Origin of the sequence: Microbacterium sp. EF45047 (assembly GCF_028472845.1) — a bacterium.
Classification (GTDB): Bacteria; Actinomycetota; Actinomycetes; order Actinomycetales; family Microbacteriaceae; genus Microbacterium; species Microbacterium neungamense.
This window is the reverse complement of sequence record NZ_CP069429.1, coordinates 2,187,835-2,211,384: the sequence shown is the minus strand read 5'-3', so window position 1 is coordinate 2,211,384 and position 23,550 is coordinate 2,187,835. Positions and strand designations below refer to the sequence as shown.

Annotated in this window: 27 protein-coding genes and 3 pseudogenes; 16 read left to right on the top strand and 14 right to left on the bottom strand. The window is 72.0% G+C overall.

Translation table 11 applies throughout. The features are described from left to right. Positions 1-135: 135 nt before the first annotated feature. Entirely contained in the window at positions 136-1,509 is a 1,374-nt protein-coding gene (locus JRG78_RS10855) for a pyridoxal phosphate-dependent decarboxylase family protein (protein ID WP_259606674.1), read from the top strand. Positions 1,510-1,519: 10 nt separating this feature from the next. Here the strand turns inward: JRG78_RS10855 and JRG78_RS10850 are convergent, their stop codons facing one another. Beyond that, the gene (locus JRG78_RS10850) at positions 1,520-2,824 is read right to left on the bottom strand and encodes a M18 family aminopeptidase (protein WP_259606673.1); all 1,305 of its coding nucleotides are present in this window, start codon (positions 2,822-2,824) and stop codon (positions 1,520-1,522) included. An 86-nt stretch (positions 2,825-2,910) separates the two neighbouring features. Further along, positions 2,911-3,501 carry an HAD family acid phosphatase gene (locus tag JRG78_RS10845; RefSeq protein ID WP_259606672.1) on the bottom strand — a complete coding sequence of 197 codons (591 nt, stop codon included), beginning with the start codon at positions 3,499-3,501 and terminating at the stop codon, positions 2,911-2,913. Between JRG78_RS10845 and JRG78_RS10840 the strand changes: the two genes are divergently transcribed. Genes JRG78_RS10840 through JRG78_RS10830 form a run of 3 tightly spaced genes read left to right on the top strand, consistent with a single transcriptional unit; the run spans position 3,500 to position 5,075 of the window. Beyond that, positions 3,500-4,009: a hypothetical protein gene (locus tag JRG78_RS10840; protein WP_259606671.1), complete on the top strand. Its 510-nt coding sequence runs from the start codon at positions 3,500-3,502 to the stop codon at positions 4,007-4,009. The genes JRG78_RS10845 and JRG78_RS10840 overlap by 2 nt on opposite strands. Positions 4,010-4,062: 53 nt before the next feature. Next, positions 4,063-4,734, top strand: coding sequence for a hypothetical protein (locus JRG78_RS10835; RefSeq protein WP_259606670.1), 672 nt, complete (start codon positions 4,063-4,065; stop codon positions 4,732-4,734). Between the two features lie 32 nt (positions 4,735-4,766). Beyond that, positions 4,767-5,075 carry a hypothetical protein gene (locus tag JRG78_RS10830; RefSeq protein ID WP_259606669.1) on the top strand — a complete coding sequence of 103 codons (309 nt, stop codon included), beginning with the start codon at positions 4,767-4,769 and terminating at the stop codon, positions 5,073-5,075. Between the two features lie 141 nt (positions 5,076-5,216). On the opposite strand, the gene JRG78_RS10825 is transcribed toward JRG78_RS10830, so the two are convergent. Further along, positions 5,217-6,977, bottom strand: coding sequence for an HNH endonuclease signature motif containing protein (locus tag JRG78_RS10825; RefSeq protein WP_259606668.1), 1,761 nt, complete (start codon positions 6,975-6,977; stop codon positions 5,217-5,219). 73 nt (positions 6,978-7,050) lie between these two features. Continuing rightward, entirely contained in the window at positions 7,051-7,596 is a 546-nt protein-coding gene (locus tag JRG78_RS10820) for a GntR family transcriptional regulator (protein ID WP_259606667.1), read from the bottom strand. Positions 7,597-7,656: 60 nt separating this feature from the next. Here JRG78_RS10820 and JRG78_RS10815 point away from each other — a divergent pair, with 60 nt between their 5' ends. Genes JRG78_RS10815 through JRG78_RS10805 form a run of 3 tightly spaced genes read left to right on the top strand, consistent with a single transcriptional unit; the run spans position 7,657 to position 9,199 of the window. After that, complete coding sequence (locus JRG78_RS10815) at positions 7,657-8,244, top strand: HAD-IA family hydrolase (protein ID WP_259606666.1); 588 nt, start codon at positions 7,657-7,659, stop codon at positions 8,242-8,244. Continuing rightward, the gene (locus JRG78_RS10810; RefSeq protein WP_259606665.1) at positions 8,241-8,585 is read left to right on the top strand and encodes an alcohol dehydrogenase catalytic domain-containing protein; all 345 of its coding nucleotides are present in this window, start codon (positions 8,241-8,243) and stop codon (positions 8,583-8,585) included. The genes JRG78_RS10815 and JRG78_RS10810 overlap by 4 nt, the downstream gene beginning before the upstream one ends. Beyond that, positions 8,570-9,199 (top strand): alcohol dehydrogenase catalytic domain-containing protein, encoded by a 630-nt coding sequence (locus JRG78_RS10805; RefSeq protein ID WP_272653372.1) that lies wholly within the window; start codon positions 8,570-8,572, stop codon positions 9,197-9,199. The genes JRG78_RS10810 and JRG78_RS10805 overlap by 16 nt, the downstream gene beginning before the upstream one ends. Here JRG78_RS10805 and JRG78_RS10800 read toward each other — a convergent pair. The 3 genes from JRG78_RS10800 to JRG78_RS10790 all read right to left on the bottom strand — a co-directional run bounded on the left by JRG78_RS10800 (position 9,178) and on the right by JRG78_RS10790 (position 11,313). Next, a complete protein-coding gene (locus tag JRG78_RS10800; protein ID WP_432806392.1) occupies positions 9,178-10,233 on the bottom strand; it encodes an IS110 family transposase in 1,056 nt (351 codons plus the stop codon). The two genes, JRG78_RS10805 and JRG78_RS10800, sit on opposite strands and share 22 nt — an antisense overlap. A gap of 191 nt (positions 10,234-10,424) precedes the next feature. Then, positions 10,425-10,796, bottom strand: coding sequence for an FHA domain-containing protein (locus tag JRG78_RS10795; protein WP_272653371.1), 372 nt, complete (start codon positions 10,794-10,796; stop codon positions 10,425-10,427). A 100-nt stretch (positions 10,797-10,896) separates the two neighbouring features. Beyond that, positions 10,897-11,313 (bottom strand): CBS domain-containing protein, encoded by a 417-nt coding sequence (locus tag JRG78_RS10790; protein WP_259606663.1) that lies wholly within the window; start codon positions 11,311-11,313, stop codon positions 10,897-10,899. A 163-nt stretch (positions 11,314-11,476) separates the two neighbouring features. Between JRG78_RS10790 and JRG78_RS10785 the strand changes: the two genes are divergently transcribed. Then, positions 11,477-11,599, top strand: a complete 123-nt coding sequence (locus JRG78_RS10785) for a hypothetical protein (protein ID WP_259606662.1) — start codon at positions 11,477-11,479, stop codon at positions 11,597-11,599. Position 11,600: 1 nt separating this feature from the next. Next, the gene (locus JRG78_RS10780; protein ID WP_259606661.1) at positions 11,601-12,278 is read left to right on the top strand and encodes a DUF6766 family protein; all 678 of its coding nucleotides are present in this window, start codon (positions 11,601-11,603) and stop codon (positions 12,276-12,278) included. A 41-nt stretch (positions 12,279-12,319) separates the two neighbouring features. Here JRG78_RS10780 and JRG78_RS10775 read toward each other — a convergent pair whose 3' ends face one another. After that, positions 12,320-12,631, bottom strand: coding sequence for a DUF7882 family protein (locus tag JRG78_RS10775; RefSeq protein WP_259606660.1), 312 nt, complete (start codon positions 12,629-12,631; stop codon positions 12,320-12,322). A 71-nt stretch (positions 12,632-12,702) separates the two neighbouring features. Here JRG78_RS10775 and JRG78_RS10770 point away from each other — a divergent pair, with 71 nt between their 5' ends. The 5 genes and pseudogenes from JRG78_RS10770 (at position 12,703) to JRG78_RS12770 (ending at position 15,225) form a co-directional block, all read left to right on the top strand. After that, entirely contained in the window at positions 12,703-13,038 is a 336-nt protein-coding gene (locus tag JRG78_RS10770; protein WP_259606659.1) for a DUF7882 family protein, read from the top strand. 191 nt (positions 13,039-13,229) lie between these two features. Next, positions 13,230-13,610 (top strand): annotated as a pseudogene (locus tag JRG78_RS10765) (transposase); the annotation flags it as partial. Then, positions 13,610-13,789: pseudogene (locus JRG78_RS10760) on the top strand (SDR family oxidoreductase); the annotation flags it as partial. The pseudogenes JRG78_RS10765 and JRG78_RS10760, both read left to right, overlap by 1 nt. A gap of 8 nt (positions 13,790-13,797) precedes the next feature. Then, complete coding sequence (locus JRG78_RS10755) at positions 13,798-14,100, top strand: hypothetical protein (protein ID WP_272653370.1); 303 nt, start codon at positions 13,798-13,800, stop codon at positions 14,098-14,100. 77 nt (positions 14,101-14,177) lie between these two features. Next, positions 14,178-15,225, top strand: a pseudogene (locus JRG78_RS12770) (NAD(P)H-dependent flavin oxidoreductase). Between the two features lie 122 nt (positions 15,226-15,347). Here JRG78_RS12770 and purU read toward each other — a convergent pair. Further along, positions 15,348-16,199, bottom strand: coding sequence for a formyltetrahydrofolate deformylase (gene purU, locus JRG78_RS10745; RefSeq protein WP_259606657.1), 852 nt, complete (start codon positions 16,197-16,199; stop codon positions 15,348-15,350). A 94-nt stretch (positions 16,200-16,293) separates the two neighbouring features. On the opposite strand from purU, the gene JRG78_RS10740 reads away from it, so the two are divergent. Continuing rightward, positions 16,294-16,785 carry a glutaminase gene (locus tag JRG78_RS10740; protein ID WP_259606656.1) on the top strand — a complete coding sequence of 164 codons (492 nt, stop codon included), beginning with the start codon at positions 16,294-16,296 and terminating at the stop codon, positions 16,783-16,785. Between the two features lie 42 nt (positions 16,786-16,827). Here the strand turns inward: JRG78_RS10740 and JRG78_RS10735 are convergent, their stop codons facing one another. Beyond that, positions 16,828-17,544: a glutamine amidotransferase-related protein gene (locus JRG78_RS10735; protein ID WP_259606655.1), complete on the bottom strand. Its 717-nt coding sequence runs from the start codon at positions 17,542-17,544 to the stop codon at positions 16,828-16,830. A gap of 113 nt (positions 17,545-17,657) precedes the next feature. On the opposite strand from JRG78_RS10735, the gene JRG78_RS10730 reads away from it, so the two are divergent. Next, positions 17,658-20,180 carry an ATP-dependent Clp protease ATP-binding subunit gene (locus JRG78_RS10730; protein WP_259606654.1) on the top strand — a complete coding sequence of 841 codons (2,523 nt, stop codon included), beginning with the start codon at positions 17,658-17,660 and terminating at the stop codon, positions 20,178-20,180. A gap of 343 nt (positions 20,181-20,523) precedes the next feature. Here JRG78_RS10730 and JRG78_RS10725 read toward each other — a convergent pair whose 3' ends face one another. The 4 genes from JRG78_RS10725 to JRG78_RS10710 form a co-directional block, all read right to left on the bottom strand. Then, complete coding sequence (locus JRG78_RS10725) at positions 20,524-21,339, bottom strand: LysR substrate-binding domain-containing protein (RefSeq protein WP_259606653.1); 816 nt, start codon at positions 21,337-21,339, stop codon at positions 20,524-20,526. A 9-nt stretch (positions 21,340-21,348) separates the two neighbouring features. Then, entirely contained in the window at positions 21,349-22,059 is a 711-nt protein-coding gene (locus JRG78_RS10720) for a helix-turn-helix transcriptional regulator (RefSeq protein WP_259606652.1), read from the bottom strand. Positions 22,060-22,254: 195 nt separating this feature from the next. Next, complete coding sequence (locus tag JRG78_RS10715; protein WP_259606651.1) at positions 22,255-22,662, bottom strand: transferase; 408 nt, start codon at positions 22,660-22,662, stop codon at positions 22,255-22,257. Between the two features lie 113 nt (positions 22,663-22,775). Continuing rightward, complete coding sequence (locus tag JRG78_RS10710; RefSeq protein ID WP_259606650.1) at positions 22,776-23,549, bottom strand: DNA-formamidopyrimidine glycosylase family protein; 774 nt, start codon at positions 23,547-23,549, stop codon at positions 22,776-22,778. Position 23,550: the final 1 nt, after the last annotated feature.

Genomic DNA, 23,550 nt, shown 5'->3' with positions numbered 1-23,550 from the left:
CGAGCCGCGATCGCGGCATCCAACCCGTGCGCCTCGACACGATGGCGGAGCGAGCTCGGCGAACAGGGTACCGTTGATCGCCGGCCCGCACCGGCCCACCCGCCACCCGCTTTCAGTGCCGAAAGGAATCCTCCCATGGATGCCGCGCGCATGCACGCCGTCTCTCCGGAATCCGCCGCGATCGTCGACGCGGTCCTGGACTACTCGCGCCGCCGGATGCTCGCCGACGATGTGCCGCTGGACAAGCCGCAGACCCCGGCGGAGCTGCGCCGGATGGTCGGTCGCACCATCACCGACCAGGGGCTCGGCGCCCAGCGCGCCCTGTCGGTGTTCGAGCACATCCTGGCGCCGGCGTGTCTCACCACGAGCCACCCGCTCTACCTGTCCTTCATCCCGACCGCCCCGACGATGGCGGCGATCGCGTTCGACCTCGTCGTCTCGGCATCCGGCCTCTACGGCGGCAGCTGGCTCGAGGCGGCCGGGGCCGTGCACGCCGAGAACGAGGTGCTCGCCTGGCTGGCATCCGAGTTCGGGCTGCCGGAGAGCGCGGGCGGCGTGTTCGTGCAGGGCGGCACGATCGGCAACCTGTCCGCGCTCGTCGCCGCGCGCGAGGCCGCGAAGGAGAAGCTCGTGGCCGCGGGCGAGCCGCTGCCGGAGCGGTGGAAGATCGTGTGCAGCATCGAGGCGCACTCCTCCAACAAGTCGGCCGCGCGCGTCATGGACGCGGACGTCATCGCGGTGCCGGCCGGCGAGGACGGCAAGCTGCGGGCGGATGCCGTGCGCGCCGCGCTGGAGGAGCACGGCGACAGTGTGTGCGCCGTCGTCGCGACGGCGGGGTCGACCAACTTCGGCATCGTCGACGACATCGCCGGGATCGCGGCGCTCAAGGACGAGTTCGACTTCTGGCTGCACATCGACGGCGCGTACGGGCTCACCGCCATGCTCGCCCCGGAGGCGCGCGACATCTTCGCGGGCGTCGAGCGCGCCGACTCGCTCATCGTCGACCCGCACAAGTGGCTGTTCGCGCCGTTCGACTGCTGCGCCCTGCTCTACCGCGACCCCGAGCTCGGACGCCGCGCGCACACCCAGCACGCCGAGTACCTGGACACCCTCACCGAGACCGACGACTTCAGCCCCTCGGACTATTCGATCCAGCTCACTCGCCGCCCGCGCGGCCTGCCGCTGTGGTTCTCGCTGGCGACCTATGGCGTGCAGGCGTACCGCGACGCCGTGTCGGCGACGATCGCGCTCACCCATCGCATCGCCGAGGAGATCGACCGCCGCCCCGAGCTGACGCTCGTGCGCAACCCGCAGCTGTCGGTGGTGGTGTTCGAGCGCAACGGCTGGACCCGGGCGGACTACGACCGCTGGTCGGCGCAGCTGCTCGACCAGCAGCACGCGTTCGTGGTGCCGAGCTCGCACGCCGGCCGGCCGAACACCCGCTTCGCGATCCTCAACCCGCGGACCACGTTCGAGGACCTCGTCGCGATCCTCGACACGATGGCCTGATTCGGGTCGTTCAGCTGGCGAAGAAGGCGCGCGCGACGCGCGCGAGGTCGTGGAGGTCACTGACCCCCGCGAGCTCGCGCGCCGAGTGCATCGACAGGATCGGGATGCCGACGTCGACCGTGCGGATGCCGAGGCGGGTCGCCGTGATCGGCCCGATGGTCGACCCGCACGGGACGGCGTTGTTCGAGACGAACTCCTGCGCCGAGACGCCCGCCGCCTCGCACCATCCCGCCCAGGCGGCGGCGCCCACGGCATCCGTCGCGTAGCGCTGGTTCGCGTTGATCTTGAGGATCGGGCCGGAGCCGAGCACCGGCTGCACCACCGGGTCGTGCTTGTACAGGTAGTTCGGATGCACGGAGTGCCCGACGTCGCTGGACAGGCACCAGGATGCCGCGTACGCGCGACGGCGGTCTGCGCCGTCGGCGCCGAGCCCCGCGTACACCCGCTCCAGGACGTCCTCGAGGAACGGGCCGGCGGCGCCGGAGCGGGACTCCGAGCCGAGCTCCTCGTGGTCGAAGGCCGCGAGCACCGGGATCACGCCCGCCGCATCCGTCGTGTCCGTCGAGCCGGGCCCACCCGCAGCCTCGATGAGCGCGACGACGCCGGCGTGCACCGACGCCAGGTCGTCCAGGCGGCCCGAGGCGAAGAAGACGTCGTCCTTGCCGAAGACCGCGCCGCGCGCGGCATCCGCCACCACCGCGTCGAAGCCGCGGACCTCCGCCGGGTCCACGCCCGCAGCACCGGCGAGCTCGGCGAGCAGGTCGGCCTCGGCCGGGTCGCCGAGTCCCCAGACCGGCTGCGTGTTCGCCTGGGGGTCCAGCGTGAGCTGCTTGTTCGCCTCGCGGTCGAGGTGGATCGCCAGCTGCGGGAGGCGCAGCAGCGGTCCGGTCGCGGCCAGCACGACGCGGCCGTCGGCGAGGGCCAGGCGGCCGGCGAGGCGCAGCTCGCGGTCGAGCCAGGAGTTCAGCAGCGGGCCGCCGTAGATCTCGACGGCCGCCTGCAGCCAGCCCTTCACGCCGGTGGTCGGCCGCGGCTTGAGCTTGAAGCCGGGGGAGTCGGTGTGCGCCCCGAGGACGTGCACCGGGGCCGTGGCGGTGGCGCCGGACGGCACCGCCCAGGCGATGGCGGCGCCGTCGCGGACGACGACGAACCGGCCGCCGGCCTGCGCCGGCCAGGCATCCGTCTCCTCGAGCCGGGTGAACCCGGCCGCCTCGAGGCGCCGCGCGACCTCCTCGGCCGCGTGGTAGCTCGACGGGGACGCCGCGACGAAGTCGGCGAGATCGGAGGCATGCGCGAGGGCTTCAGAAGACGGCATGCCTCCGATCGTATCCGTGTGGTCTCACCCGGGCGGCGGGGCGGGTGTCGGGCCGGGTGCGCGGCCCACTCCCGAGGCTGCGCGCGTCACTCCACGAGGTTGCGCGCGGCGAGGAGCATCCGGGCCCGGTACTCCGGGCTGTCCGCCGGCTCGCTGGTGCCGAAGATCGCGCGGATCCAGTGCCCGTCGGTGTTGTTCGGGAAGAGGATGAAGTCCCGTCCGAAATGCTCGGCGTCCTCGGCGGCACGCGCCTTCCGCTCAGCGACGGAGGTGACGTAGTAGCGGCGGCGGAAGTCGTTGAGGTTGTCGCCGAGATAGGCGATCACCTCGTACTTCTCCGCGATCGCCTGCTGCGCGGGCTCCTTGTTCGACGACTCCCGCTGGAAGACCGCGTGCGCGTCGTCGGCGAAGGCGAGTCCGGCGTGCTGCAGGTTCGCGACGCCAAGCTGCTGCGTGTCCGGCCCCTGGTCGCGCTGCGAGACGTAGAAGATCTCCACGCCGCGGCTCTTCGCGTAGTGGGTGAAGTCCACCGCGCCGGGCGTGGGCGTGGGGCCGTTCTCACGCACCCACTCGTCCCACAGGGCGTCCGGTAGAGCATGTCGCGTCGGATCCCATTGCGCCCCGGTGCGGGCGAGAGGATAATGGGCCCTCTCAGAGCCGATCCGGAGGGGTCTCATGAACGCTCTCAGTGTCGAGGGGTTCGGGTCCATCGAGTTGCTGCGCGCCTACCAGACGCTGGGCATCTCGCCGGGGGATCTCGCGTCGGTGATCGAGGACGAGGCGCGGCGCGCCATCGACGAGGCGGGCGGGGACCGGCACAGGGCGATCACGCTCGGTTTCCGCCGCATGCGCCGCAACGGTCTCCTCACGGATGCCGACGTGAAGCGCCTGGAGCGGCTGGCGCTCATCGTCTTCCGCGTCGAGGCGGGGAAACAGCCCGCAGAGGAGGGGGCGTCGGAGATCGACGCGCTGTTCCGCGAGTCGCTGGACGATGAGGGTGCGAGCGAACTGGGCTCGGCGATGGTCGGCGTCACGTACTCGGCGCGGAACAGCACCGTCGCCCCGGCGATGGGCCTGTTCGGGATGCTGGTCGGGGCGCTGCTCACCGGTGGGTCGGGCGGGATGCTGATCGGCGGACTCGTGGGATGGGGCGTCGGCAAGGTCTGCGGAGACGAAGAGGACTGAGACCGGGAGGACCGCCGGCACGGGGCCGGGGGCGAAGAGGGCTGGGGTGCACCATGGCGATACTGACGCTGACGTCGATCACCTGTCTCGGGCAGGCGGAGACGTTCACCGACGAGCTGTACGTGACGTTCAACGGCACGAAGAGATCGCTGCCGAACATGACCAAGGGGCAGACGAAGGATCTGGGCGATGAGTTCCTGTTCGCAGGATCGCAGCAGCTGAGCCTGTTCGAGAACGACGGCGACCACTGGTACGACCGTGACGACTTCATCGGCGCGCACACCATCACCGAAGCATCCGTCGACACGACGCTGTACTTCCGGTCCACCAGCGGCAACGCCCTGGGCGCGCATTACGGGCTGGGCGTGCGCGTCGGCCCGCCGACGGGGTCGGCCGTCCTGCGCCTGAAGTCGATCACGTGCCAAGTGCAGGCGGAGACGTTCACCGACGAGCTGTACGTGACGTTCAACGGGATGAAGCGCTCGCTGCCGAACATGACGCAGGGTCAGACGAAGGAGCTGGGCGACGAGTTCGTCTTCGTCGGGACGAAGGAACTGAGCCTGTTCGAGAACGACGGCGACCACTGGTACGACCGCGACGACTTCATCGACAAGCACGCGATCTCGATGACACCCAGGGACACGACGCTGGAGTTCCGGGCGACGAGCGGCAACGCCGAGCCTGCGCATTACGCGCTGAGCCTGAGCGTCACCCCCGGCCCATAGTCGCGGAAGCACTCGGGGAAGAGGAGGGCACCATGCCCGTGAGAAAGAAGTTCGTCCGCGCGGGGGACTGGCGGACGTTGGAGACCTTCTGGAACGTCACGACGACGGCCTGGTTCCAGGGGCCGGCCGGCGCGGAGGTGAAGATCCGCTACTCAGGCTGGTGGTTCGGCGTCGATCGTCAGCGCCAGCGCCTCGACGGCGTCACGGTGAAGCGGCTCGTGGTGAGCCGCTGGTCGGTGTTCACCGCCCGTCTCCAGATCCGGGTGCCCGCCGACACCGCGGTGATCTACGTGGTCGAGCCGGGGGACGTCGCGAATCTGCCGCCCGGCATCTCGTTCTGAACCGGGTCGTCAGGCGATCGGCCGGCATCCATGAGCCGAGTCCACGCGTCGAAATCTTCGCGTCGAACCGCGATGCCGGGATGCCGGTATGCGCACCGGCGTGGGCGTGGGGGGGTGCCCGGGTTCAGGGGGTGCCCGGGTTCAGAAGGGTGCGGGTTGGGGTTCGGGGGCGGGTTGCCGGTAGAGGCGTGGCTGGTGCGGAGCCTCGGGGCCTGCTCCGGGGTCGGTGTCGGGCTCGGGATCAGTTCCGGGGTTGGTGTCGGGGTTGGGGGTGAAGAGGACCCGTGCTCGGGGCCGGTCGGTGTGGGTGCGGCCGAGGGGGCTGGTCCATTCCAGAGTGCCATCAGGAAGCTGGCGGACGGCCCAGCGGATGTGGTCAGGCAGATCGGGGTGCTTGATGGTGTGGTGGGTCAGGCAGAGGTGGCTGAGGTTGCCGATCGCGGTGGGTCCGCCTTTGGCGTGATCGTGGTTATGGTCGATCTGGCAGCGGTGGGCGGGCATGCGGCAGCCGGGGAAGCGGCAGTGCTGGTCGCGCGCGCGGAGGAACCGCCGCATGGGCTCGGTCGGTGTGTAGGTGTCGGTGTGGGTGATGAGGCCGGTGGGCGAGAGGAAGAGTCGGGTCCATCCGGTGGTGCGGCCGGCGAGGGCGCGGGCGGTGTCGGGGTGGAGGGGGCCGTGGCCGTCGAGTTCGGCAGATCGCTCGTCGTCGCCGTGGAGGGTGGTGGCGTTGATGGTGACCTGGATGCGGGCGGTGATGGCGTCCAGAGCAGTGCCCCGGGCCTGGGCCGGATCCGTGGTCAGGAGGAGGTCGGCGAGCAGGTCCGCGCGGATCTGATCCAGCGTGCGCGTCTCCTCGACCGTGGGTGATTCGGCGGGGAGAAGCGGTGCGGGGTCGGCGGAGAGGATCTGTTCCCAGATCCGCGTCCATTCCTTCTCATCGATCCCGCCATCGTCCTCGTCTTCACCGTCGTCATCGACGTCGTCGTTGTCGGAAAGAAACGATCCTTCGTCGTGCTCACCATCAACCCCGTCGAGTTGGCGGCGGAAAGCGTCGACGGCTGCCCAGTCCTCGGCGGTGAGGGCATGATCGTCCTCGTGCGCGTCCAGGAGGGCGATGCCAAGGTCGGGATCGAGCGGTCCCGGCCGCCCGGTCCCCGCCGCCGCACCGGCTCCGGCCGCTGCGGTGGTCCCTGCACCCGCCCCGGCTCGTGCGGTTCCCGCCGCCTTGGTGGTTCTGGTGGGTTTGTGGGTGCGGAGGAGGTGGCGGCCCATCTGGGTGAGGCGGTCCATGATGCCGGCGGCGAGGTGTTCGGGCAGGACGGCGGTGAGCAGGGCGAGGCCGTCGCCGACGGAGCGGATGGTGACGGTGCGTTCGGCGCGGGCTTTGCTGTGCCGTTCGGTCACGGTCTGCCCGGCCAGGGACGCGGCGACCTGCCGGGCGTGCGCGCGGGTGCGGGCGGGGCTGTCCTGTTCGGCCACCACCAGCACCGCCGCCTCGTACAGGGCCAGGGTGCCCGGGGCGACCGCGCCGTGCCCGATCGCCTCGTGCACCGCACCGGCGCAGCGCACGATCTCCCGCACATGCCCGATCGTGACCCGCCCATCCTGGAGCGCTTCACGTACGGCGGGGAAGTCCTCCGCCAGCGCCCACGCGTCCGTGAACGCGTACTCCACGCTGCCCTTGGAAAGCCGACCGGCGGCGGAGTACTCCGCGACCATCGACCGCCAGATCCCGTCCCGATGCACCGGCGACCGGGCCGCATCGGTCTCCATCACCCGCATCCGCTCCGCGAGCAGCCCCGCCGCCCGCGCCTCCAGCGCCGCGATCTCGGCCCGGGTCCGCACCCACTCATCCAGCAGCGCCGCCCGCCGCTCGAAGTCCAGAGGATCCGTCCCCGCCATGAACACATATTAGAACACAACTACGAAGATAGCAAGAGAGAGGTGCGAAGATAAGTCCGACGAACCTCGCGCCTCATCCCCCGACGGCGCGCATGTACCGGCCGTCGTTCGAGATCCCCGAGGCCGACACCGTGAAGCGCACGACGTCGCTGAGGTACCGGTCCTCGGACGCCTCGAAGACGACGCCGTCGGCGTCGCGCGAGATGCGGCTCAACCGCAGGATCGGCGTGCCCTGCGGCACCTCCAGCAGCGCCGCATCCTGCTCGTCCGCCGCCACCGCGTCGATCTCGTGCTGCAGCCCGACGATCGGATGCCCGCGCGAGGCCAGGTACTCGGTGATCGAGACCTCGTCGAGGTTCACGTCGAACAGGGTCCGGCCGACGGCCTCGGTGTAGCTCAGGCGCTCCAGCATCGTCGGACGCCCGTCCAGCAGGCGCAGCCGCACGACGCTGACGATGGTGTCCTCGGGGGAGACGCCGAGCGCGGCCGCCTTCTCGACACCCGCTCTCCGCAGGCTGAGCTCCTGCGTGATCGCCCCCGGCGTGACGCCCAGATCGCGGGCCCACCGGGTGAACGGGATCGAGACGTCGACGGCCTGATCGGCCTTCCTCGACACCACCCGGCGTCGTCGAGCGGGCCTTCCAGCGCGCCGCCGAGCGCACCGGCGTCGGCCGGACGGATGCCGTGGCAGGAGGCTCTGCAGTACGTGCGCGACACCATGGGTCAGTCGAAGATCGACGTCTTCACCCATCTCGCCGGCGGCGACCGCGCCGCGGCTGAGCGCGCCACGGCGGCGTTCGAAGGCGCGTACGCCGAGATCGTCGCCGAGCAGGGCGCGGAGGAGATCCCGGGTGCGCGGGCCGCGATCGAGGCGCTGAAGGACTCCGGCGTCGCCGTCGCGCTGACCACCGGGTTCGCTCCGGTGACCCGGGACGCGCTGCTGGCCGCGCTCGGCTGGGGCGACCTGGTGGACGTCGCGCTGTCGCCCGTGGATGCCGGCCGCGGACGCCCCGCGCCGGACCTGGTGCTCACCGCGCTGATCCGCACGGGCGCCTCGTCGGTGCAGGCGGTGGCCGTCGCGGGGGACACGGTCAGCGACGTGCAGTCCGGGCGCCGCGCGGGCGCCGGGTTCGTCGCCGGTGTGCTCTCCGGGGCGCACGACCGGCCGGCGCTCAGCGCCGCCGGGGCGGATGCCGTGCTGGGCAGCGTCGCCGAGCTGCGCGACGTGCTCGCGGAGCGCGGATTGCTCGCCCTCGCCCGGGCATGAGAGCGGCACCCGCGCGCCCCGACCAGGACCCGGCGGCCGGCCGGCGGCAGGACATCGCGCTGCGTCCGCCGGCCGTGGCGATGGCGTTCCTCGGCGACCGGCACGAGACGATCGCCGTCCCCGGGGTCGCCCTCGCCCCCGACGACGTGCTCGTCGCGGTCGAGCTGTCCACGATCTGCGGCTCCGACGTGCACACCGCGCTGGGTCGCCGGCCCGCGTCCCTTCCCGTCGTCCTCGGTCACGAGAGCGTCGGACGGGTGGTCGCGCGATCGGGGAGGCGGGCGCGGATGCCGCGGACGGCACGCCCCTGCGTCTGGGCGACCGGGTGGTGTGGTCGGTGACGGTGTCCTGCGGCCGGTGCGACCGGTGCGCGGCCGGGTTGACGCAGAAGTGCCGCGACCTCGGCAAGTACGGTCACGACCGGATCGCGCCGCATCGCGAGCTCACCGGCGGCTTCGCCAGCCACGTGCAGCTGCGGGCGGGGACGCACATCGTGCGGGTGGCCGAGACGCTCCCGGCGGCGACCCTCGCCCCGGCGTCCTGCGCCACCGCGACCGCCTGGGCGGCGGTGGCCCGCGCCGGCCGCCTGCGCCCGCTGGACGGCGCCCGGGTGCGGGTCTATGGCGCCGGTCTGGTCGGCCTGTCCGCGGCCGCGATCGCCGCCGTGGACGTGGGCGGGGTGGTGGTGCTCGTCGGCAGCGTGTTCCCGGCCGACCCGGTGCTCTTCGACGCCTCCCGGGATCGGCGCCGCAGGTCAGCCCTCGCGGACCTCCTGCTCGCGGGGCTGGTCCTCGCCCTGCGGATCGTGCCGGTAGTCCGGCCGCTCCGGCTGCGGCGGCTGGTCGGAGAGTTCGCCGCCCTCGCGTCCGCCGTACGGCCGGCCGTGGTCGGCGAACTCCTCGCGGGAGTACACCAGCGATGCTCCTATGGATGTCAAGTGGTGAGGGCGGTGTAGATCTCGCGGGCGATGAGGCGTTTGAGGCAGCGGATGATGTCCTTCTTCGAGAGGCCCTCGGTGGTGCGTCGGGCGGCGTAAGCGCGGGTTCTGGGATCCCAGCGGAGCCGGCAGAGCACGATGCGGTAGAGCGCGGCGTTCGCGTGGCGGTCGCCGCCGCGGTTGAGGCGGTGTCGGTGGGTTTTGCCTGATGAGGCGGGGATGGGCGCGACGCCGCAGAGCATCGCGAATGCGGCTTCGGAACGGAGCCGGCCGGGGTTCTCGCCAGCGGTGACGAGCAGTTGCCCGGCGACATCGGCGCCGACCCCGTTGAGGGCGAGCAGCCGCGGGTTGATGTCCGCGACGAGAGGGTCGATGAGTGCGTCGAGTTCGGCGATCTCGGCGGTCAGCGACTGGTGGCGGCGTGCGAGAGCGCGCAGCGCGATCTTCGATGCCTGCTCGGGTTCGTCGGCGCGTGTGGTGTCGGGACGTGCAGCGGCACATACCTCGATCAGCTCCCGGTCTGACAGCCCCCGCAACCGTTCGCGGAGCGCGTCGGGTGCGGTGACGATGATCGCCTTCATCCGGCGTTGACAGTCGGCGCGCTGGGTCACGGCGCTGCGCCTGGCGATCCGCAGATTGCGGAGCGCTTCCACCTTCCCTGCTCGGTCCTTCGGGATCCCCGATCGTGTGCCTGCCAACGCTGCCCGGGCGGCAGCTTCCGCGTCCAGCGGGTCGGACTTACCGGCAAAGCGCCGCGACTTCCGGTCCGGTCGGTCCACTTCCCGCAGCTCGACACCCGCAGCGCGCAGGTGACGGGCAAGACCGGCACCGTATGCGCCGGTGCCCTCGATCCCCGCGATCACGAGCACACCGAACGCACACGCCCAACTCAGCAACGCGGCATAACCGGAACGATTCGCGGGGAACTGCGCGCTCCCGAGCAGCCGGCCGGTGGTGTCGATGACCGCCGCGGTGTGGGAATCGCCATGCGTGTCGATACCCGCCACGATCATGACCTGGTCCTGCTGCTCTTCTCGTGCGATGGTGGTCATCGCCGTCCCTTCCTCTCAACTCTCCGATCGGACGGCACGCACCATCCGAGAGCGAGCGGACAAGACAGTGATGGGTGCCTGCTGGCACAGGCTCCTATGAGGTCACAACCCTCGCACGGTGAGTGCATGGCAGCCCCGCAGCGATCGAACGACAGATCGCGTTCAAGACCCGTAGTCAGTCAGTCGCTGAGTCAGGACAACCGCTGCGGGGCTCCCACCACCATCATCACTGTCCAGTCGCCGATCGTGAAGCGCGCGCCCGTGCGGAGCACCTCCGTGCGCGCCCCGTCCGCGCCCTCGGGCACGTTCGCGTTCATCTCGCCGGCTCCGTGCAGGGTGAGCACGTACTCGTCGCGGTCGTCGTGCAGGATGGTGGCGTGCACGGGGTCGGCCCCGTCCAGCACGAGGCTGCTGCCGGCGGCGGAGCCGATCGTCACCCGGTTCTCGGTGAGCGGGAAGACGAGCCGCTCGTCCAGGCTGCGCAAGACGATGAGGTGCGGGTCGCCCGCACCCCACTCCGCGTGGGTCGTGGTCGGCTCGGCGGTGTCGGGCTGCTCGTCCATGTGCTCTCCTTCTCTCGTGAGGCGGGGTTCGTGAGGCGGGTGCGTTCGTGGTTCGTGCGGCTGACGGATGCGGCGGCGCGCGTCGACCGGGCGACGGGTGTCACTGCTGCGAGATGCGCTCCACCGTCTCCCCGGTCGATTCGGCGTCCAGGTGCCGTGCCACGTCGGCCTGGCTGATGATGCCGACGAGCCTGTGGTCCTCGATCACGGGCAGCCGGCGCACCTGGTGCTCCTGCATCTTCTGCAGCGCCGTCTCCACGTCGTCGTCGGCGCCGACGGTGATCGGCATGCCGGCGGCGAGCCGTCCCGCCGGGATGGAGTCGGGGTCCTCGCCGGCGGCGACCGCCTTCACGACGATGTCGCGGTCGGTCAGCATCCCCTTGAGCCTGCCGTCCTCGCCGCAGATCGGCAGCGCCCCGACATCGAGATCGCTCATCATCTGTGCGGCGATGGTCAGGGAGTCGTTCTCGCCGATGCACCGGGCTCCCGGTGTCATGATGTCGCGCGTCAGCGTCATGGTCTTCTCCGGTCGTGTGGGTCCGTCGATGGGTTCGCTTCGACGCTAGGGCGGAGGGCACAGGCCGGGCAGGGCCTTGACAGCCCCGGCAGGAGGAGTCAAGGCACTTCTCGCCGATATGCCGACGCGGCCAGCATCCGGAGAAGAGGGAAGGGAGTACGACATGGCCGGCGAGGAGAAAGACGGCCCCGAGATGGCGGGGCCGGTGGCGATGTTCTGGACGTGGATGGGCCTCGTGATCGCAGGCTTCGCCGCCATGTTCGCGGTCGTGGGAAGCGGGCACTGACATGCGCCGGTTCCTCAAGGACAACGGGCTCAGCCTGTTCTTCCTCGTCCTGTTCCTGCTCGCGCTCGCCGGTCAGTCCGTGGCGGGGTGGCTGCGCACCAACGAGGAGATCGCCCAGCACGGCATGGCACCGGAGGGGTACCTGCCGTTCGTGTTCTCCAGCGACTTCGTCGTGGACGTCGCGGAGAACTGGCAGTCGGAGTTCCTGCAGTTCCTGCTGTTCATCGCCGCGACGGTCTGGTTCATCCAGCGCGGGTCGCCGGAGTCGAAGAAGCCGGATGACCAGGGGCCGGCCACCGACGAGGATCAGCTCGTCGGAGAGTACGCGCCGCCGGACGCGCCGAAGTGGGCCAAGGTCACCGGCATCCGGCTGTGGCTGTACGAGAACTCGCTGGTGCTGGTGATGGGCGCGATCTTCGTGCTGTCCTGGCTGCTGCAGTCGCTCAGCGGCGTGGTGGTGGCCAACGAGGAGCACGCCCAGCACGGCGAGGCCCCGATCACGTGGGCGGAGTACGTCGTCTCGCCCGACTTCTGGGACCGCACGCTGCAGAACTGGCAGAGCGAGTTCCTCGCGGTCGGCACCATGGTCGCGTTCTCGATCTTCCTGCGTCAGCGCTCCTCCGCTGAGTCCAAGCCGGTCGGCGCCCCGCACCACGTGGCGGCGTGGGAGTCGGAGTGAGAGCCTGCAGCTCAGGCCGCCGCACGGCCGCCTGAGCGGGGTCACTCCTCGGCGTCGAGGTGCTCCGGCAGCAGCATGATGCCGCCGCTGGTGTTCGCCGAGTTCGCCATCGCGTGGATCCACTCGGTGCTCAGCGTCGGCGGGTCCGGCTCGCCGAACTCGAAGCGCAGCGGGATGGACGGATGCAGCCAGATTGTGGAGCGGCCGGCCGGATCGCCATCGGGATGCCGCCACGAGAGGGTGAAGCTCTCGTTGCGACGCAGCTTGGTCGCGATGACCACCTTCAGATGCGCGAGCGCGCGGTCCTCGATCTCGATGGGATCATCGCCGGCCCCGTAGTGCAGCTTTCCCATGCGGATAAGCTAGCCCCAACCGGGGAGGGGCACGACGGTTTGCGCGAACGACGAACGAGCACGAGGGACGCATGGGCAAGTTCATCTACGACGGCACGGTGAAGACGGAGTTCGAGGACCGCGCGCTCTCCCACCTGCAGCTCGTGATCACCGCCAAGCTGCGTCGCGGCGAGCCGTTCCCGTTCAGCTGGCGGGAGGATCCGAGCGTCGGCGGCGGCCGCACCACCGTGTGGGTGCACTCCGGCAGCTCGCTGGTGTTCAAGTACTACGGCAGCCGCCAGCCCTCGATCAACCGCGCCTGGATCGAGGCGCTCGCCTTCACCGCGAACACGCCCGCCGGCCTGCACCTGGTGCCCGAGCCCGCCGAGGGCACCGAAGCCCCGGGAGAAGCCGCGTCCTTCGGCTGAACTCGTCCGCCGTGCAGGCCCGGGTGCGGGCCTGCGGGGGGTGCCCCTATGTCCTCTGTCAAGCGGCGAGGGCGGGTTGGGCTGGTCGCGGTTGGTAGAGGGTGCCGTCGCGGAGCATGGGGACTGTCAGCAAAACGGTGGATCTGGGACTGGCCTGACCGAAAGGAAGGGCTATGAGCCAGACCATCGAGATGATCGATCCTGTGACGGGAGAGATCATCGATCAGCAACAGATCGCCGAGCAGCTGCTTGCGCAGGCGAAGGAGCAGGGCGTCAGCCTCGTGGGGCCGGGAGGCCTGCTGGGCGGTCTGACGAAGACCGTGCTCGAGACCGCGCTCGAGGCGGAGATGACCGAGCATCTCGGCTATGAGAAGCACGCGTCATCGAACGGCGAGAACGCGCGCAACGGGACCCGGTCCAAGACCGTGTTCACCGAGGTCGGTGCCGTCGAGATCGACGTGCCGAGAGATCGTGACGGGTCGTTCCAGCCGAAGATCGTGCGCAAGCGGCAGCGGCGGTTGGACGGGATCGACGAGATTATCCTATCGCTGACCGCGCGCGGGCTGACGACCCGCTCATCCCCGCCACCGGGTGGGACGCCGAGAAGCTGCAGAGCTTCGGGCAGGACACCCCGCTCGGCCGCGCCGGGCAGCCCGCAGAGCTCGCCGGGGCGTACGTGTACCTCGCCGCCGAGGAATCCTCCTACGTCTCCGGGAGCGTCATCGCCGTGACCGGGGGGAAGCCGCTGTGAGTACGATCGTGTCCCCTCCTCCCCCCACCTCCCCCGCCCCCCACGGCGACTGGGACCTCACCCCCCTCGGCCGCGACAGCTGGCGCATCTGCGACCCGTCGCGCCGCCAGGGCGACGCCGAGTGCCTCATCGCCTACGTCGAGCGCAACGACACCGGCACGCTGGACGTGCTGTGGCTGCGCCGGCCGTGCCCGCGGCGCTCGCGCTTCCACGATTTCGCGGATCTGTTCTCCGAGCTGGACGCCGCGGTGGCCGCCGCCTCCGACCGGTCGCGTCCTCCGGTGACGATCCCGCACATGCCTCCGCTGTGAGGGTCCCGGTGTCGCCCGCCGTCCGCGCGGGCGACACGGGACAGGGGCGGATGCCCCGCCGGGCGTAGCCTCGGAGGGTGACTGATCTGCGCGCACTGCTCGGCATCCGGCATCCGATCATCCTGGCGCCGTTCGGCGGCCTGTCCTCCGTGGCGCTGACGGCCGCGGTGAGCGAGTCCGGCGGGCTCGGGTCGTACGGGCTGTACGGCTACGACGCCGACCGCATCCTCGCCACGGCGGACGCCATCCGGCAGCGGACGGACGCGCCGTTCGCGTTCAACATCTGGCTGCCCACCGGCGACGAAGTGGAGCCGGATGCCGCGCACGACCGCCACGCGCAGGCCCTCGCCCCGTTCTTCGCGGAGGTCGGGCTGGAACCGCCGGCGCGGCCGGAGCGCTACCTCCCGCCGCTCGACGAGCAGCTCGACGCGGTGTGGCGCGCGGCGCCGGCGGCGCTGAGCGTCGTGTTCGGGGTGCCGCCGGCCGGCGTCGTCGAGGAGGCGCACCGCCCGCGGCATCCGCGTCATCGGCACCGCGACCACGGTGGCGGAGGCCGTCGCGCTCGAGGAGGGCGGCGTCGATGCGGTCGTCGCGACCGGGGCCGAGGCGGCCGGGCACCGGGTCTCCTTCCTCCGCCCGGCCGAGGAGTCGCTCGTCGGGCTGTTCTCCCTGCTGCCGCAGGTCGCGGATGCCGTGCGGGTGCCGGTGATCGCCGCCGGCGGCATCGCCGACCGTCGGGGCGTGGCGGCGGCGTTCGCCCTGGGTGCCGCGGCGGTGCAGGTGGGCACGGCGTTCCTGGTCACCGCCGAGTCGGCCGCGAACGACGCGCACCGGGCGGCGATCCGCGCGACGCCGGACGACGGCACGGTGCTCACCCGCGCGATGAGCGGGCGGCTCGCCCGCGGCGCCCGCAACCGCGCGGTCGCGGAGATCGAGGCCGCCGGGGCGATCGCGCTGTTCCCGGCGCAGAACTGGCTGACCGGCCGGTTCCGGGCGGTGGCGGGCGAGCGCGGCCTCGGCGACCTGCAGTCGCTGTGGCTGGGTCAGTCCGCGCCGCTGGCGCGCCGCGACACCGCCGCCGAGGCGTTCGCCGAGCTCGTCGCCGGCCTCCCCGCCGGAGCCTGACGCGGCGCCGGACGGCCCCCTCCCCGGCATCGGTCCCCCGCCCCGGCATCCGGGCTCGCGCCCCGGTATCCGGGCCCGCGCCCCGGCATCCGGGGCCGCGCCCAGGTCGGCGCGCCGCCTCGCTACAGGATGACGGTGGAGCGGCCGTGCACGATCACGCGGTCCTCGGCGTGCCATTGCACGGCGCGCGCCAGCACCAGGCGCTCGACGTCCGCGCCGCGGCGCTGCAGCTCCGCGGCCGACTCCGAGTGCGTCACACGGGTGACGTCCTGCTCGATGATCGGGCCCTCGTCGAGATCCGCGGTGGCGTAGTGCGCGGTCGCGCCGATGAGCTTCACGCCGCGCTCCTTGGCCCGCGCGTACGGGTTCGCGCCGATGAAGGCGGGGAGGAAGGAGTGGTGGATGTTGATCACCGGCGCGCCGATCCGCTCGATGAAGTCGTCGGTGAGGATCTGCATGTACCGCGCGAGCACGACCAGGTCGACGTTGCCCTGCAGCAGCTCCAGCTGCCGCCGCTCCATCTCGGCCTTGTCCGTCGACGGGATGTGCACGAACGGCACGCCGAAGGACCGCACCGCATCGGCGAGGTCGGGGTGGTTCGAGACGACCATCGTGATGTCGATGTCCAGCTGGCCGCGCTCGGTGCGCCACAGCAGCTCCATCAGGCAGTGGTCGTACTTCGACACGAAGATCGCGACGCGCTTGCGCCGTGCGGTGTCGTGCAGCGACCACTCCATGCCGAACCGCTCGGCCACCTTCTGGATCGACGCCTCCAGCGCCGGGCGCTTCGCGGCCAGACCCTCCAGATGCAGCACCGTCCGCTGGAAGAAGCGGCCGCCCTCGGCATCCGTGGAGTGCTGGTCGAGGGAGATGATGTTCGCGCCGTGCTCGGCGAGCACGCCCGCCACGGCGGCGACGATGCCGGGCCGGTCGTCGCAGGCGATGAGCAGGCGTGCGGTGTCGGACTGTGACATGGATGCTCCTCGGGGTCTGGGTCATTCTCCCCCGGATGCGGCGGCGAGCACGAATCGCCCGCGTCGCGAGGCGTGCGGTCGATAGCCTGAGGACGTGGAAGCGAGCGAGGCGGTCACGGCGTCCGCGCTGTTCGACGACGCGCGCCGGCGGCTGGCGGATGCCGGCGCGCCCCGCGTGGCGCTCGGTCGCGAGCGGCGGTCGCGGTGGCGCGGCGAGCGGATCGTGCGCGCGGGGGAGGCGTGGCACCTCGGTGTGCTGCTGCTCACCGCGGACGCCGTGCTCGCGACGGGGGAGATCCTGCGGGCGGGCGATCCCGGGCGGCGCGGTTACGCGGCGGAGTCGTCGCGGGCGCGGGCGGAGCGGCGGATGCAGGCGCTGCGCGGCGGCTTCGCGGAGGGGGAGATCGTGCACCTCGGCTGGACGGCGGTCGACCTCGGCGCCGTCGACGCCGGAGGAGAGTCCGGCCCGCTGCGGAGCGTCGACGGCATCCCGCAGGTGCGGTGGGCGCCCGGCGGGGCGTTCGTGCCGCTCGCCGGCTACCTCGACGAGCGCATCGCGCTGCTCGGTCGGGCGGACGGGGCCTGAGGGACCGCGAACGATCGGCGACGCGGTCAGCGTCGGCGACGGTCAGCGGGCGGCGACGCGGTCGGCGAAGCGGCGGAGCAGGTCGGTGCCGCGCACGGATGCCGCGAGCACGCGCTGCGCGGTGAGGTCGTACTCCCGCGGATCGAAGTAACCGGTGCTGCGGTAGTAGGCCATCCGGTCCACGAAGTCCTGCGGGGTGACCTCGGGGTGGAACTGCGTCGCGTACAGCCGCGACCCGACCCGGTACGCCTGCACCGGGCAGTCGTCGTTCGTGGCCAGCAGCACGCTCCCCGGCGGCGGCTCGGCCGAGCCCTCCTTGTGCGCCGTGAGCACCGGCAGCTCGGGCGCGGACGGGCCGAACACGGGATCCTCCGCACCCGCGGCCGTGATCCGGATCGTGGTCGGGCGCGTGGACTCCGGGGTCGCCGTGCCGACCGTGCCGCCCAGCATCCGCGTCACCACGCCGATGCCGTAGCAGGTGAAGAACGCCGGCGTGCCGCCGTCGAGCGCCCGCTGCGCCATCGTCTCGAGGTCGGCCTCCACGCGGCGCTGCACCGCATCGCGCTCCTCGGCGACGACGTTGAACGGCGAGCCGCCGACGACCACCCCGTCGAAGCCGTCCGCCTCGCCGTCGAGCGGGCGGTCGATGAGGTCGATCCGGGCCAGCTCCGGCACGCCCAGCGCCCGCCGGAACGAGCGGTGCTCGGCATCCGCCGCCCCGCGCTCCGGCCTCACGCAGACGTAGAGGAGCGAGACCACCCGGCGATTCTATCGACGGGCCGGAACGCGGATCCGGATCGGGAACCGGGAATAGACACGCGCAGCCCGCGTTAAACTTGAGTGAAGCACGCTCAACTTTCCAGGAGGACACAGTGCCCAACGACTTCAGCCCTTCCGGCGCGAGCTCGTTCGATGAGTTCCTCGCCCGGTATCTCGCGGGCGAGCAGGCCCGCCAGGTGCGCTCCATCGACCTCAGCCGGTTCCTCACCGCGCGCACCCAGCAGATCCTTCAGCGCGCCGGCCGCTTCGCGCTCGAGCGCGGTCAGACCGAGCTCGACTCCCTGCACGTGCTCCGCACGATCGTCGAGGACGACGCCGTCGCGCACGCCATCGAGCACATCGGCGTCTCGCCGCGTGCCATCGTCGAGGCCGTCGACGCCCGTCTGCCGATGCCGGCCGAGCCCGCCGGCGTGACGGCGGCGACCATCACGCCCAGCGCCAGCCGCGCGCTGTTCCACGCCTATCAGGTGGCCCGCTCGTCCGGGTCGACGTACATCGAGCCCGAGCACCTCTTCTTCGCCCTCGTGCTCGGGCAGGACGTGCCCGCCGGGCAGATCCTCGCCCGCGCCGGCGTCACCGCGGAAGCCCTCACGCAGGGCATCCGCGAGCAGGTCAGCGCGCCGGTCGCCGACGACGGCTCCACCGAGCAGTCGGCCACGCCGATGCTGGACAAGTACGGCATCGACCTCACCGCCCGCGCCCGCGCCGGCGAGCTCGATCCCGTGATCGGGCGCGCCGACGAGATCGAGCAGACCATCGAGATCCTCAGCCGCCGCACCAAGAACAACCCGGTGCTCATCGGCGAGGCCGGCGTCGGCAAGACCGCGATCGTGGACGGCCTGGCGCAGGCGATCGTCGACGGCGCGGTTCCCGCTCAGCTGCAGGGCCGCCGCGTGATCGCGCTCGACCTGCCGGCCATGCTCGCCGGCACCCGCTACCGCGGCGACTTCGAGGAGCGCCTCACCAAGACCATGGACGAGATCGCCGCGCACAAGGACGAGACGATCGTGTTCATCGACGAGGTGCACACGGTCGTCGGCGCCGGCGGGTCCGGGGACAGCGGCATGGACGCCGGCAACATCCTCAAGCCGCGCCTGGCCCGCGGCGAGCTGCACATGGTCGGCGCGACCACGCTCGGCGAGTACCGCACCATCGAGAAGGATCCGGCGCTGGAGCGCCGGTTCCAGCCGGTCAAGGTCGATGAGCCCTCGATCGAGGATGCCGTGCGCATCCTGGAAGGGCTGAAGGATGCGTACGAGCAGCACCACCGGGTGACGTACACGGATGCCGCGCTGCGCGCGGCCGTGACGATGAGCGCCCGGTACCTGCCGGATCGCGTGCTGCCGGACAAGGCGATCGACCTCATCGACCAGGCCGGCGCCCGCCTTCGGCTGCGCCTGGGCGCGCCGGTGGACGCCTCCACGCTGATGGCCGAGCTGGCCGACCTCGAGGCGCGCAAGAACGCCGCCGTCGCGGGGGAGCACTACGAGGAGGCGTCGCGGCTGCGCGACGAGATCGCCGCGGTGCAGGCTCGCATCGGCGCCGTCGCGAACGGCGCCCCGATCACCGAGGGCGAAGCCGTCGTGGACGAGGCGGAGATCGCCGCCGTGATCTCCCGTGCCACCGACATCCCGGCCAGCCGTCTCACCGAGAGCGAGCGCGAGCGTCTCGCCGACCTCGAGCGCGAGCTGCACGAGCGGGTCATCGGCCAGGACGACGCCGTGGCGGCGGTCGCCCGGGCCGTGCGCCGCAGCCGCACCGGCATGGGCGACGCCCGCCGGCCGGTCGGGTCGTTCCTGTTCCTCGGCCCCACCGGCGTCGGCAAGACCGAGCTGGCGAAGGCCCTCGCCGCCCGCCTGTTCGACGACGAGAACGCGGTCATCCGCTTCGACATGAGCGAGTTCGGCGAGCGGCACACGGTGTCGCGCCTGGTCGGCGCCCCTCCGGGATACGTCGGCTACGACGAGGCCGGCCAGCTCACCGAGCGCGTGCGGCGCAACCCGTACTCGATCGTGCTGTTCGACGAGATCGAGAAGGCGCATCCGGACGTGTTCAACCTGCTGCTGCAGGTGCTCGACGACGGGCGTCTCACCGACGGCCAGGGCCGCACGGTGGACTTCCGCAACACGGTGATCGTGATGACCTCGAACATCGGCTCGGAGTTCCTCGCCTCGCGCTCGGGCGCGCTCGGCTTCGTGGCGTCGCGGGATGCCTCGGGCTTCTCCTCGCCGGAGGACCTGCGCGCGCGGGTGATGGGCAAGCTCCGCGAGGCGATGCGTCCGGAGTTCCTGAACCGCATCGACGAGATCGTGCTGTTCCAGAAGCTCACCCGCGATGAGATCACCCGGATCGTGCGGCTCCTGCTGCGCGCGACGGCCGACCGGCTCGCCGGGCGCGAGGTCGCATTCGAGGTGACGGATGCTGCGGTGGCGTGGCTCGCCGAGCACGGCTACGAACCGGAGTACGGCGCCCGGCCGCTGCGCCGGCTGATCCAGCGCGAGGTCGAGGACCGGATCGCGGATCTGTTCGTCACCGGGGCGCTCGCGGACGGCGGCGCCGTGCGGGTGGATGCCGGAGACGACGGCCTGCGTGTGGAGGTGCCGGTCCGCGCGTGACGCCTCGCGGCCGGGACGAGACGCACCGGCCACGGGCGTCTCGTCTCGGTCGCGCTGTGCGCCGACCGGGGGGCGCCCGGCGGCGCGCGGCGGGCGAATGCCGCGGGGAGGAAAACGCACCGCGCAGCGGGCTGCGGGATGCGGGATTCTCCCGGCGATGGTGGCAGTCGGCGTCGCGGGGAGGAAAACGCACCCCGCAGGCGGTGCTGGGGTGCGGGATTCTCCCGGCGATGGTGGCAGTCGGCGTCGCGGGGAGGAAAACGCACCCCGCAGGCGGTGCTGGGGTGCGGGATTCTCCCGGCGACGGGGCGCGCCGGGAGACGGACGGGGACGACCAGGCGGGTCAGCGGGAGGAGTTCTCGGTGCGGCCGCGCACGATGCCGACGAACGCCTCGACCTCGGGGGTCGTCCGGTCGCGGCGCCAGGCCAGGGCCACCGTCGAGGCCGGCCCGTCCACGAGCGGCCGGTGCCCGGCGTCCCTGCGGTGATGCAGACGCGCCAGTGACATCGGCAGCACCACGATCCCGACGCCGGAGGCGGCGGTCGCCACGGCATCCGCGGTCGTCTCCAGCGGCGGGAAGGCCGGGGGCTGCGTCGGCAGGTCGAGCGGGCCGAGCACGTCGTCGCCCGGCGTGATGAGCACCTCTCCGGCGAGATCCTCCGCCGTGAGCTCGTCCGCGGCCATCAGATGCGACTCGGCGGAGGCGACCACGACCGGCACCTCGTCGTACAGCCGGATCACGTGCAGGTCGTCCGCGCGCGCGACGGGCAGGCGGATGAGCGCGGCGTCCACGGTCTCGAGCTCCTCGCGCTGCGTGGCGACGGCGATCGGCACCAGCTCGAGCGGGATCCCCGGCATCCGGCGGTTCCAGGTGTCGATCCAGCGTCCCGGGGTGGCACCCGGGACCACGCCGAGGCGGAAGACGCGCGGCCCGCTCGTCGCCTCGGCGGACGGGGGCTGCGGCGCCAGGGCATCCGTCCGTCCGGGCTCAGCCGAGTCATCCGGTCGCCGGCGGCTCTGCGCGGCATCCGCCCGTCCGCGCGCCGCCCCGCCCTTCCTGCCCGCCGCGCCGCCCTGCCCGCCCGCGCGACCGGGGCGCGCCGGCCCCTTCGCGGAGCGGCGGCCGCGGGGTCCGCCTCCGCGCCGCTGACTGCTCATCGCCACAGGCTACCCGGAGCCGGAGGCGCTGCTGCGCACGGCCACGCAGCAGCGTCCCGCACCGCGGTCGAGGTCGGCACGCAGCCGGGCGCAGCCGAGGCCGTCGAGCATGCCGTCCACGTAGGAGTGGTTCGCCGCGCAGATCAGCGCGGTGTGCTCGCGGGCCAGGGAGTCGAACGGGCAGTTCGCGAGCAGGATCTCCGCGTCCGAGGTCCGCGGCTCGTATCCCTGCGCCTCGAGGGCGCAGGCGGCGCGGGCGAGCTCATCCGCCGCATCCGCCGCGTCCGCCGGATCCACCGCGGCGGACGCGGTCGCGCCTGCGCGCCGTCCCTCCTCACGCGCCACCTCGCCGACGGCTTCGACCACCGGCCGGCCCTCGTCCGCTCGCTCGATCGCGCGGGCCAGCAGGTGCCCGACCAGGTCATAGCGCCGCTCCGGCAGCGAGACGGCGATGGTCTCGGCGACCCGGCGGTAGAGCTTGGACGGCCGGCCGGCACCGGGCCCCGAACGCCCGCTCAGACGCCGGAACTCGGTCTCGAGCAGGCCCGCGTCGACGAGCTTGTCCAGGTGGAAGCGCGCCATGTGGACCGGGATGTCCAAGGCCGCGGCGACCGCCTCACGGCCCACCGGATCCTCCTGGGCGACGACGTGGTCGTAGATCGCCCGGCGCGTGGCGTCCGCCAGCGAACCGATGCGCGCGGCGCGCGAGGAGACGTCCATGGCGACCTCTATCAGAACCTGATCTTGTTTTAGAGCTTCCGGCTTCTAACGTAGAGTTTAACTTCATTTAGAAAGGAGCTCAACGATGAGCACACAGATCCGCGCCCGGACATGAGAAAGGCTCCCGCGTGGGGACGCGGGAGCCGGGACGGCCGCACGAGCGGATCGTGCGGCCCTTCTGCTGTCGGCCGGCGTTCAGGCGGCCAGCCAGAGGCCCTTCCTGTCCGTCGCCACCGCCTGACCGGCGGGGACGGTCTCGTCGTCGCCGATCCGGGCGCCGCGTGCGACGCGCGCTCCGGCGCCGACCTCCGTGCGGACGCCGATGTGCGCGCCGTCGCCGACGGCGGCACCCGGGCCGATGTGCGCGTGCGCATCGATCTGCGCGTTCTCGCCGATGACGGCGTCGGGCTCGATCCACGCGCCACGGGCCACACGCGCGCCGGCTCCGACGCGCGCCCCGGGTTCGACATAGGCGCCGGCCTCGATGAGTGCCTTCGGATGCACCTTCGCGCCGTGCGCGACGAGGCCCCGGCCGTTGGCGTGCTTGCGGTATCGCAGCGTGGCGCCCTGGTCGTCCTCGATATCGACGTAGTTCTTGCCCACGATTCCTCCCGTATCCGGGTTCTTCCGGATATAGCAACAACCACGGACAGGGCGATTTCATTCCCCCAGGGGGATGACCGGACGGCGGCGGCCGAGGGCGTGTCCGGCGGAGCTCAGCGTTGGCAGTTCGGGCACCAGAACGTGACGCGCTCGCGCGTGGCATCCGCCCCGATCGCACCCCGCCGGATGAGCGTCCCGCAACGGCGGCAGGGCCGGCCGGCGCGGCCGTATACCCAGGTCGTGAAGCCCCGGCGGGCGTTGCCGGTGAAGGTGCGGTCGACGCGGATCCGGTTGGCCCGGATGGTGCGTGCGCCCAGGTCGAGGAGGGCGTCCACGTCGACCTCCGCGGGCGGCGTCTCCGGCAGCACGCCGCGCAGGAACAGCAGCTCGACGGCGTATTCGTTGCCGAAGCCGGCGACGTTGCGCTGGTCGAGGAGGGCGACGTGGATGCTGCGGCCGTCGTCCCGGATGCGCCGTGCGGCCTCGACCGGGTCCCAGTCCTCGGCCAGCGGGTCCGGGCCGAGATGGCCGATCACGGTGTGCTCCGCGGCGGTCGGCAGGACCTCGACCATGGCCAGGTCGACCCCGACCGCTTCGCGTTCGGCGGTGCCGACGATCGCGCGCACCGAGAAGGCCGGATGCCGCCATTTCTCGCCGGGACGATAGAGCAGCCAGGCGCCTTCCATGCGCAGATGGGAATGGAGCGTGCGGTCGCCGATCCGCATCAGGAGGTGCTTGCCCCGCGGCACGACGGAGCGCACCATCTCGCCGGTGAGGTCGGCGGTCGCCGCCCGCGGGACGCGGATGTCGAATCGCGTCACCTCGTGCCCGCGGAGCGCCTCGTCGAGACGGTGCGCGGTGCGGTAGACGGTGTCCCCCTCGGGCACG

Excerpts from the sequence above, each read along its gene's own strand:
- purU (WP_259606657.1), bottom strand. The coding sequence starts at position 16,199 with ATGTCACAGTCCGACACCGCACGCCTGCTCATCGCCTGCGACGACCGG.
- JRG78_RS10830 (WP_259606669.1), top strand. The coding sequence starts at position 4,767 with ATGCCCGTGAGAAAGAAGTTCGTCCGCGCGGGGGACTGGCGGACGTTG.
- JRG78_RS10785 (WP_259606662.1), top strand. The coding sequence starts at position 11,477 with ATGGCCGGCGAGGAGAAAGACGGCCCCGAGATGGCGGGGCCGGTGGCG.
- JRG78_RS10855 (WP_259606674.1), top strand. The coding sequence starts at position 136 with ATGGATGCCGCGCGCATGCACGCCGTCTCTCCGGAATCCGCCGCGATC.
- JRG78_RS10790 (WP_259606663.1), bottom strand. The coding sequence starts at position 11,313 with ATGACGCTGACGCGCGACATCATGACACCGGGAGCCCGGTGCATCGGC.
- JRG78_RS10780 (WP_259606661.1), top strand. The coding sequence starts at position 11,601 with ATGCGCCGGTTCCTCAAGGACAACGGGCTCAGCCTGTTCTTCCTCGTC.
- JRG78_RS10800 (WP_432806392.1), bottom strand. The coding sequence starts at position 10,233 with ATGACCACCATCGCACGAGAAGAGCAGCAGGACCAGGTCATGATCGTG.
- JRG78_RS10815 (WP_259606666.1), top strand. The coding sequence starts at position 7,657 with ATGCCGTGGCAGGAGGCTCTGCAGTACGTGCGCGACACCATGGGTCAG.
- JRG78_RS10840 (WP_259606671.1), top strand. The coding sequence starts at position 3,500 with ATGAACGCTCTCAGTGTCGAGGGGTTCGGGTCCATCGAGTTGCTGCGC.
- JRG78_RS10825 (WP_259606668.1), bottom strand. The coding sequence starts at position 6,977 with ATGGCGGGGACGGATCCTCTGGACTTCGAGCGGCGGGCGGCGCTGCTG.
- JRG78_RS10725 (WP_259606653.1), bottom strand. The coding sequence starts at position 21,339 with ATGAGCAGTCAGCGGCGCGGAGGCGGACCCCGCGGCCGCCGCTCCGCG.
- JRG78_RS10835 (WP_259606670.1), top strand. The coding sequence starts at position 4,063 with ATGGCGATACTGACGCTGACGTCGATCACCTGTCTCGGGCAGGCGGAG.
- JRG78_RS10720 (WP_259606652.1), bottom strand. The coding sequence starts at position 22,059 with ATGGACGTCTCCTCGCGCGCCGCGCGCATCGGTTCGCTGGCGGACGCC.
- JRG78_RS10795 (WP_272653371.1), bottom strand. The coding sequence starts at position 10,796 with ATGGACGAGCAGCCCGACACCGCCGAGCCGACCACGACCCACGCGGAG.
- JRG78_RS10845 (WP_259606672.1), bottom strand. The coding sequence starts at position 3,501 with ATGAGACCCCTCCGGATCGGCTCTGAGAGGGCCCATTATCCTCTCGCC.
- JRG78_RS10850 (WP_259606673.1), bottom strand. The coding sequence starts at position 2,824 with ATGCCGTCTTCTGAAGCCCTCGCGCATGCCTCCGATCTCGCCGACTTC.
- JRG78_RS10770 (WP_259606659.1), top strand. The coding sequence starts at position 12,703 with ATGGGCAAGTTCATCTACGACGGCACGGTGAAGACGGAGTTCGAGGAC.
- JRG78_RS10810 (WP_259606665.1), top strand. The coding sequence starts at position 8,241 with ATGAGAGCGGCACCCGCGCGCCCCGACCAGGACCCGGCGGCCGGCCGG.
- JRG78_RS10775 (WP_259606660.1), bottom strand. The coding sequence starts at position 12,631 with ATGGGAAAGCTGCACTACGGGGCCGGCGATGATCCCATCGAGATCGAG.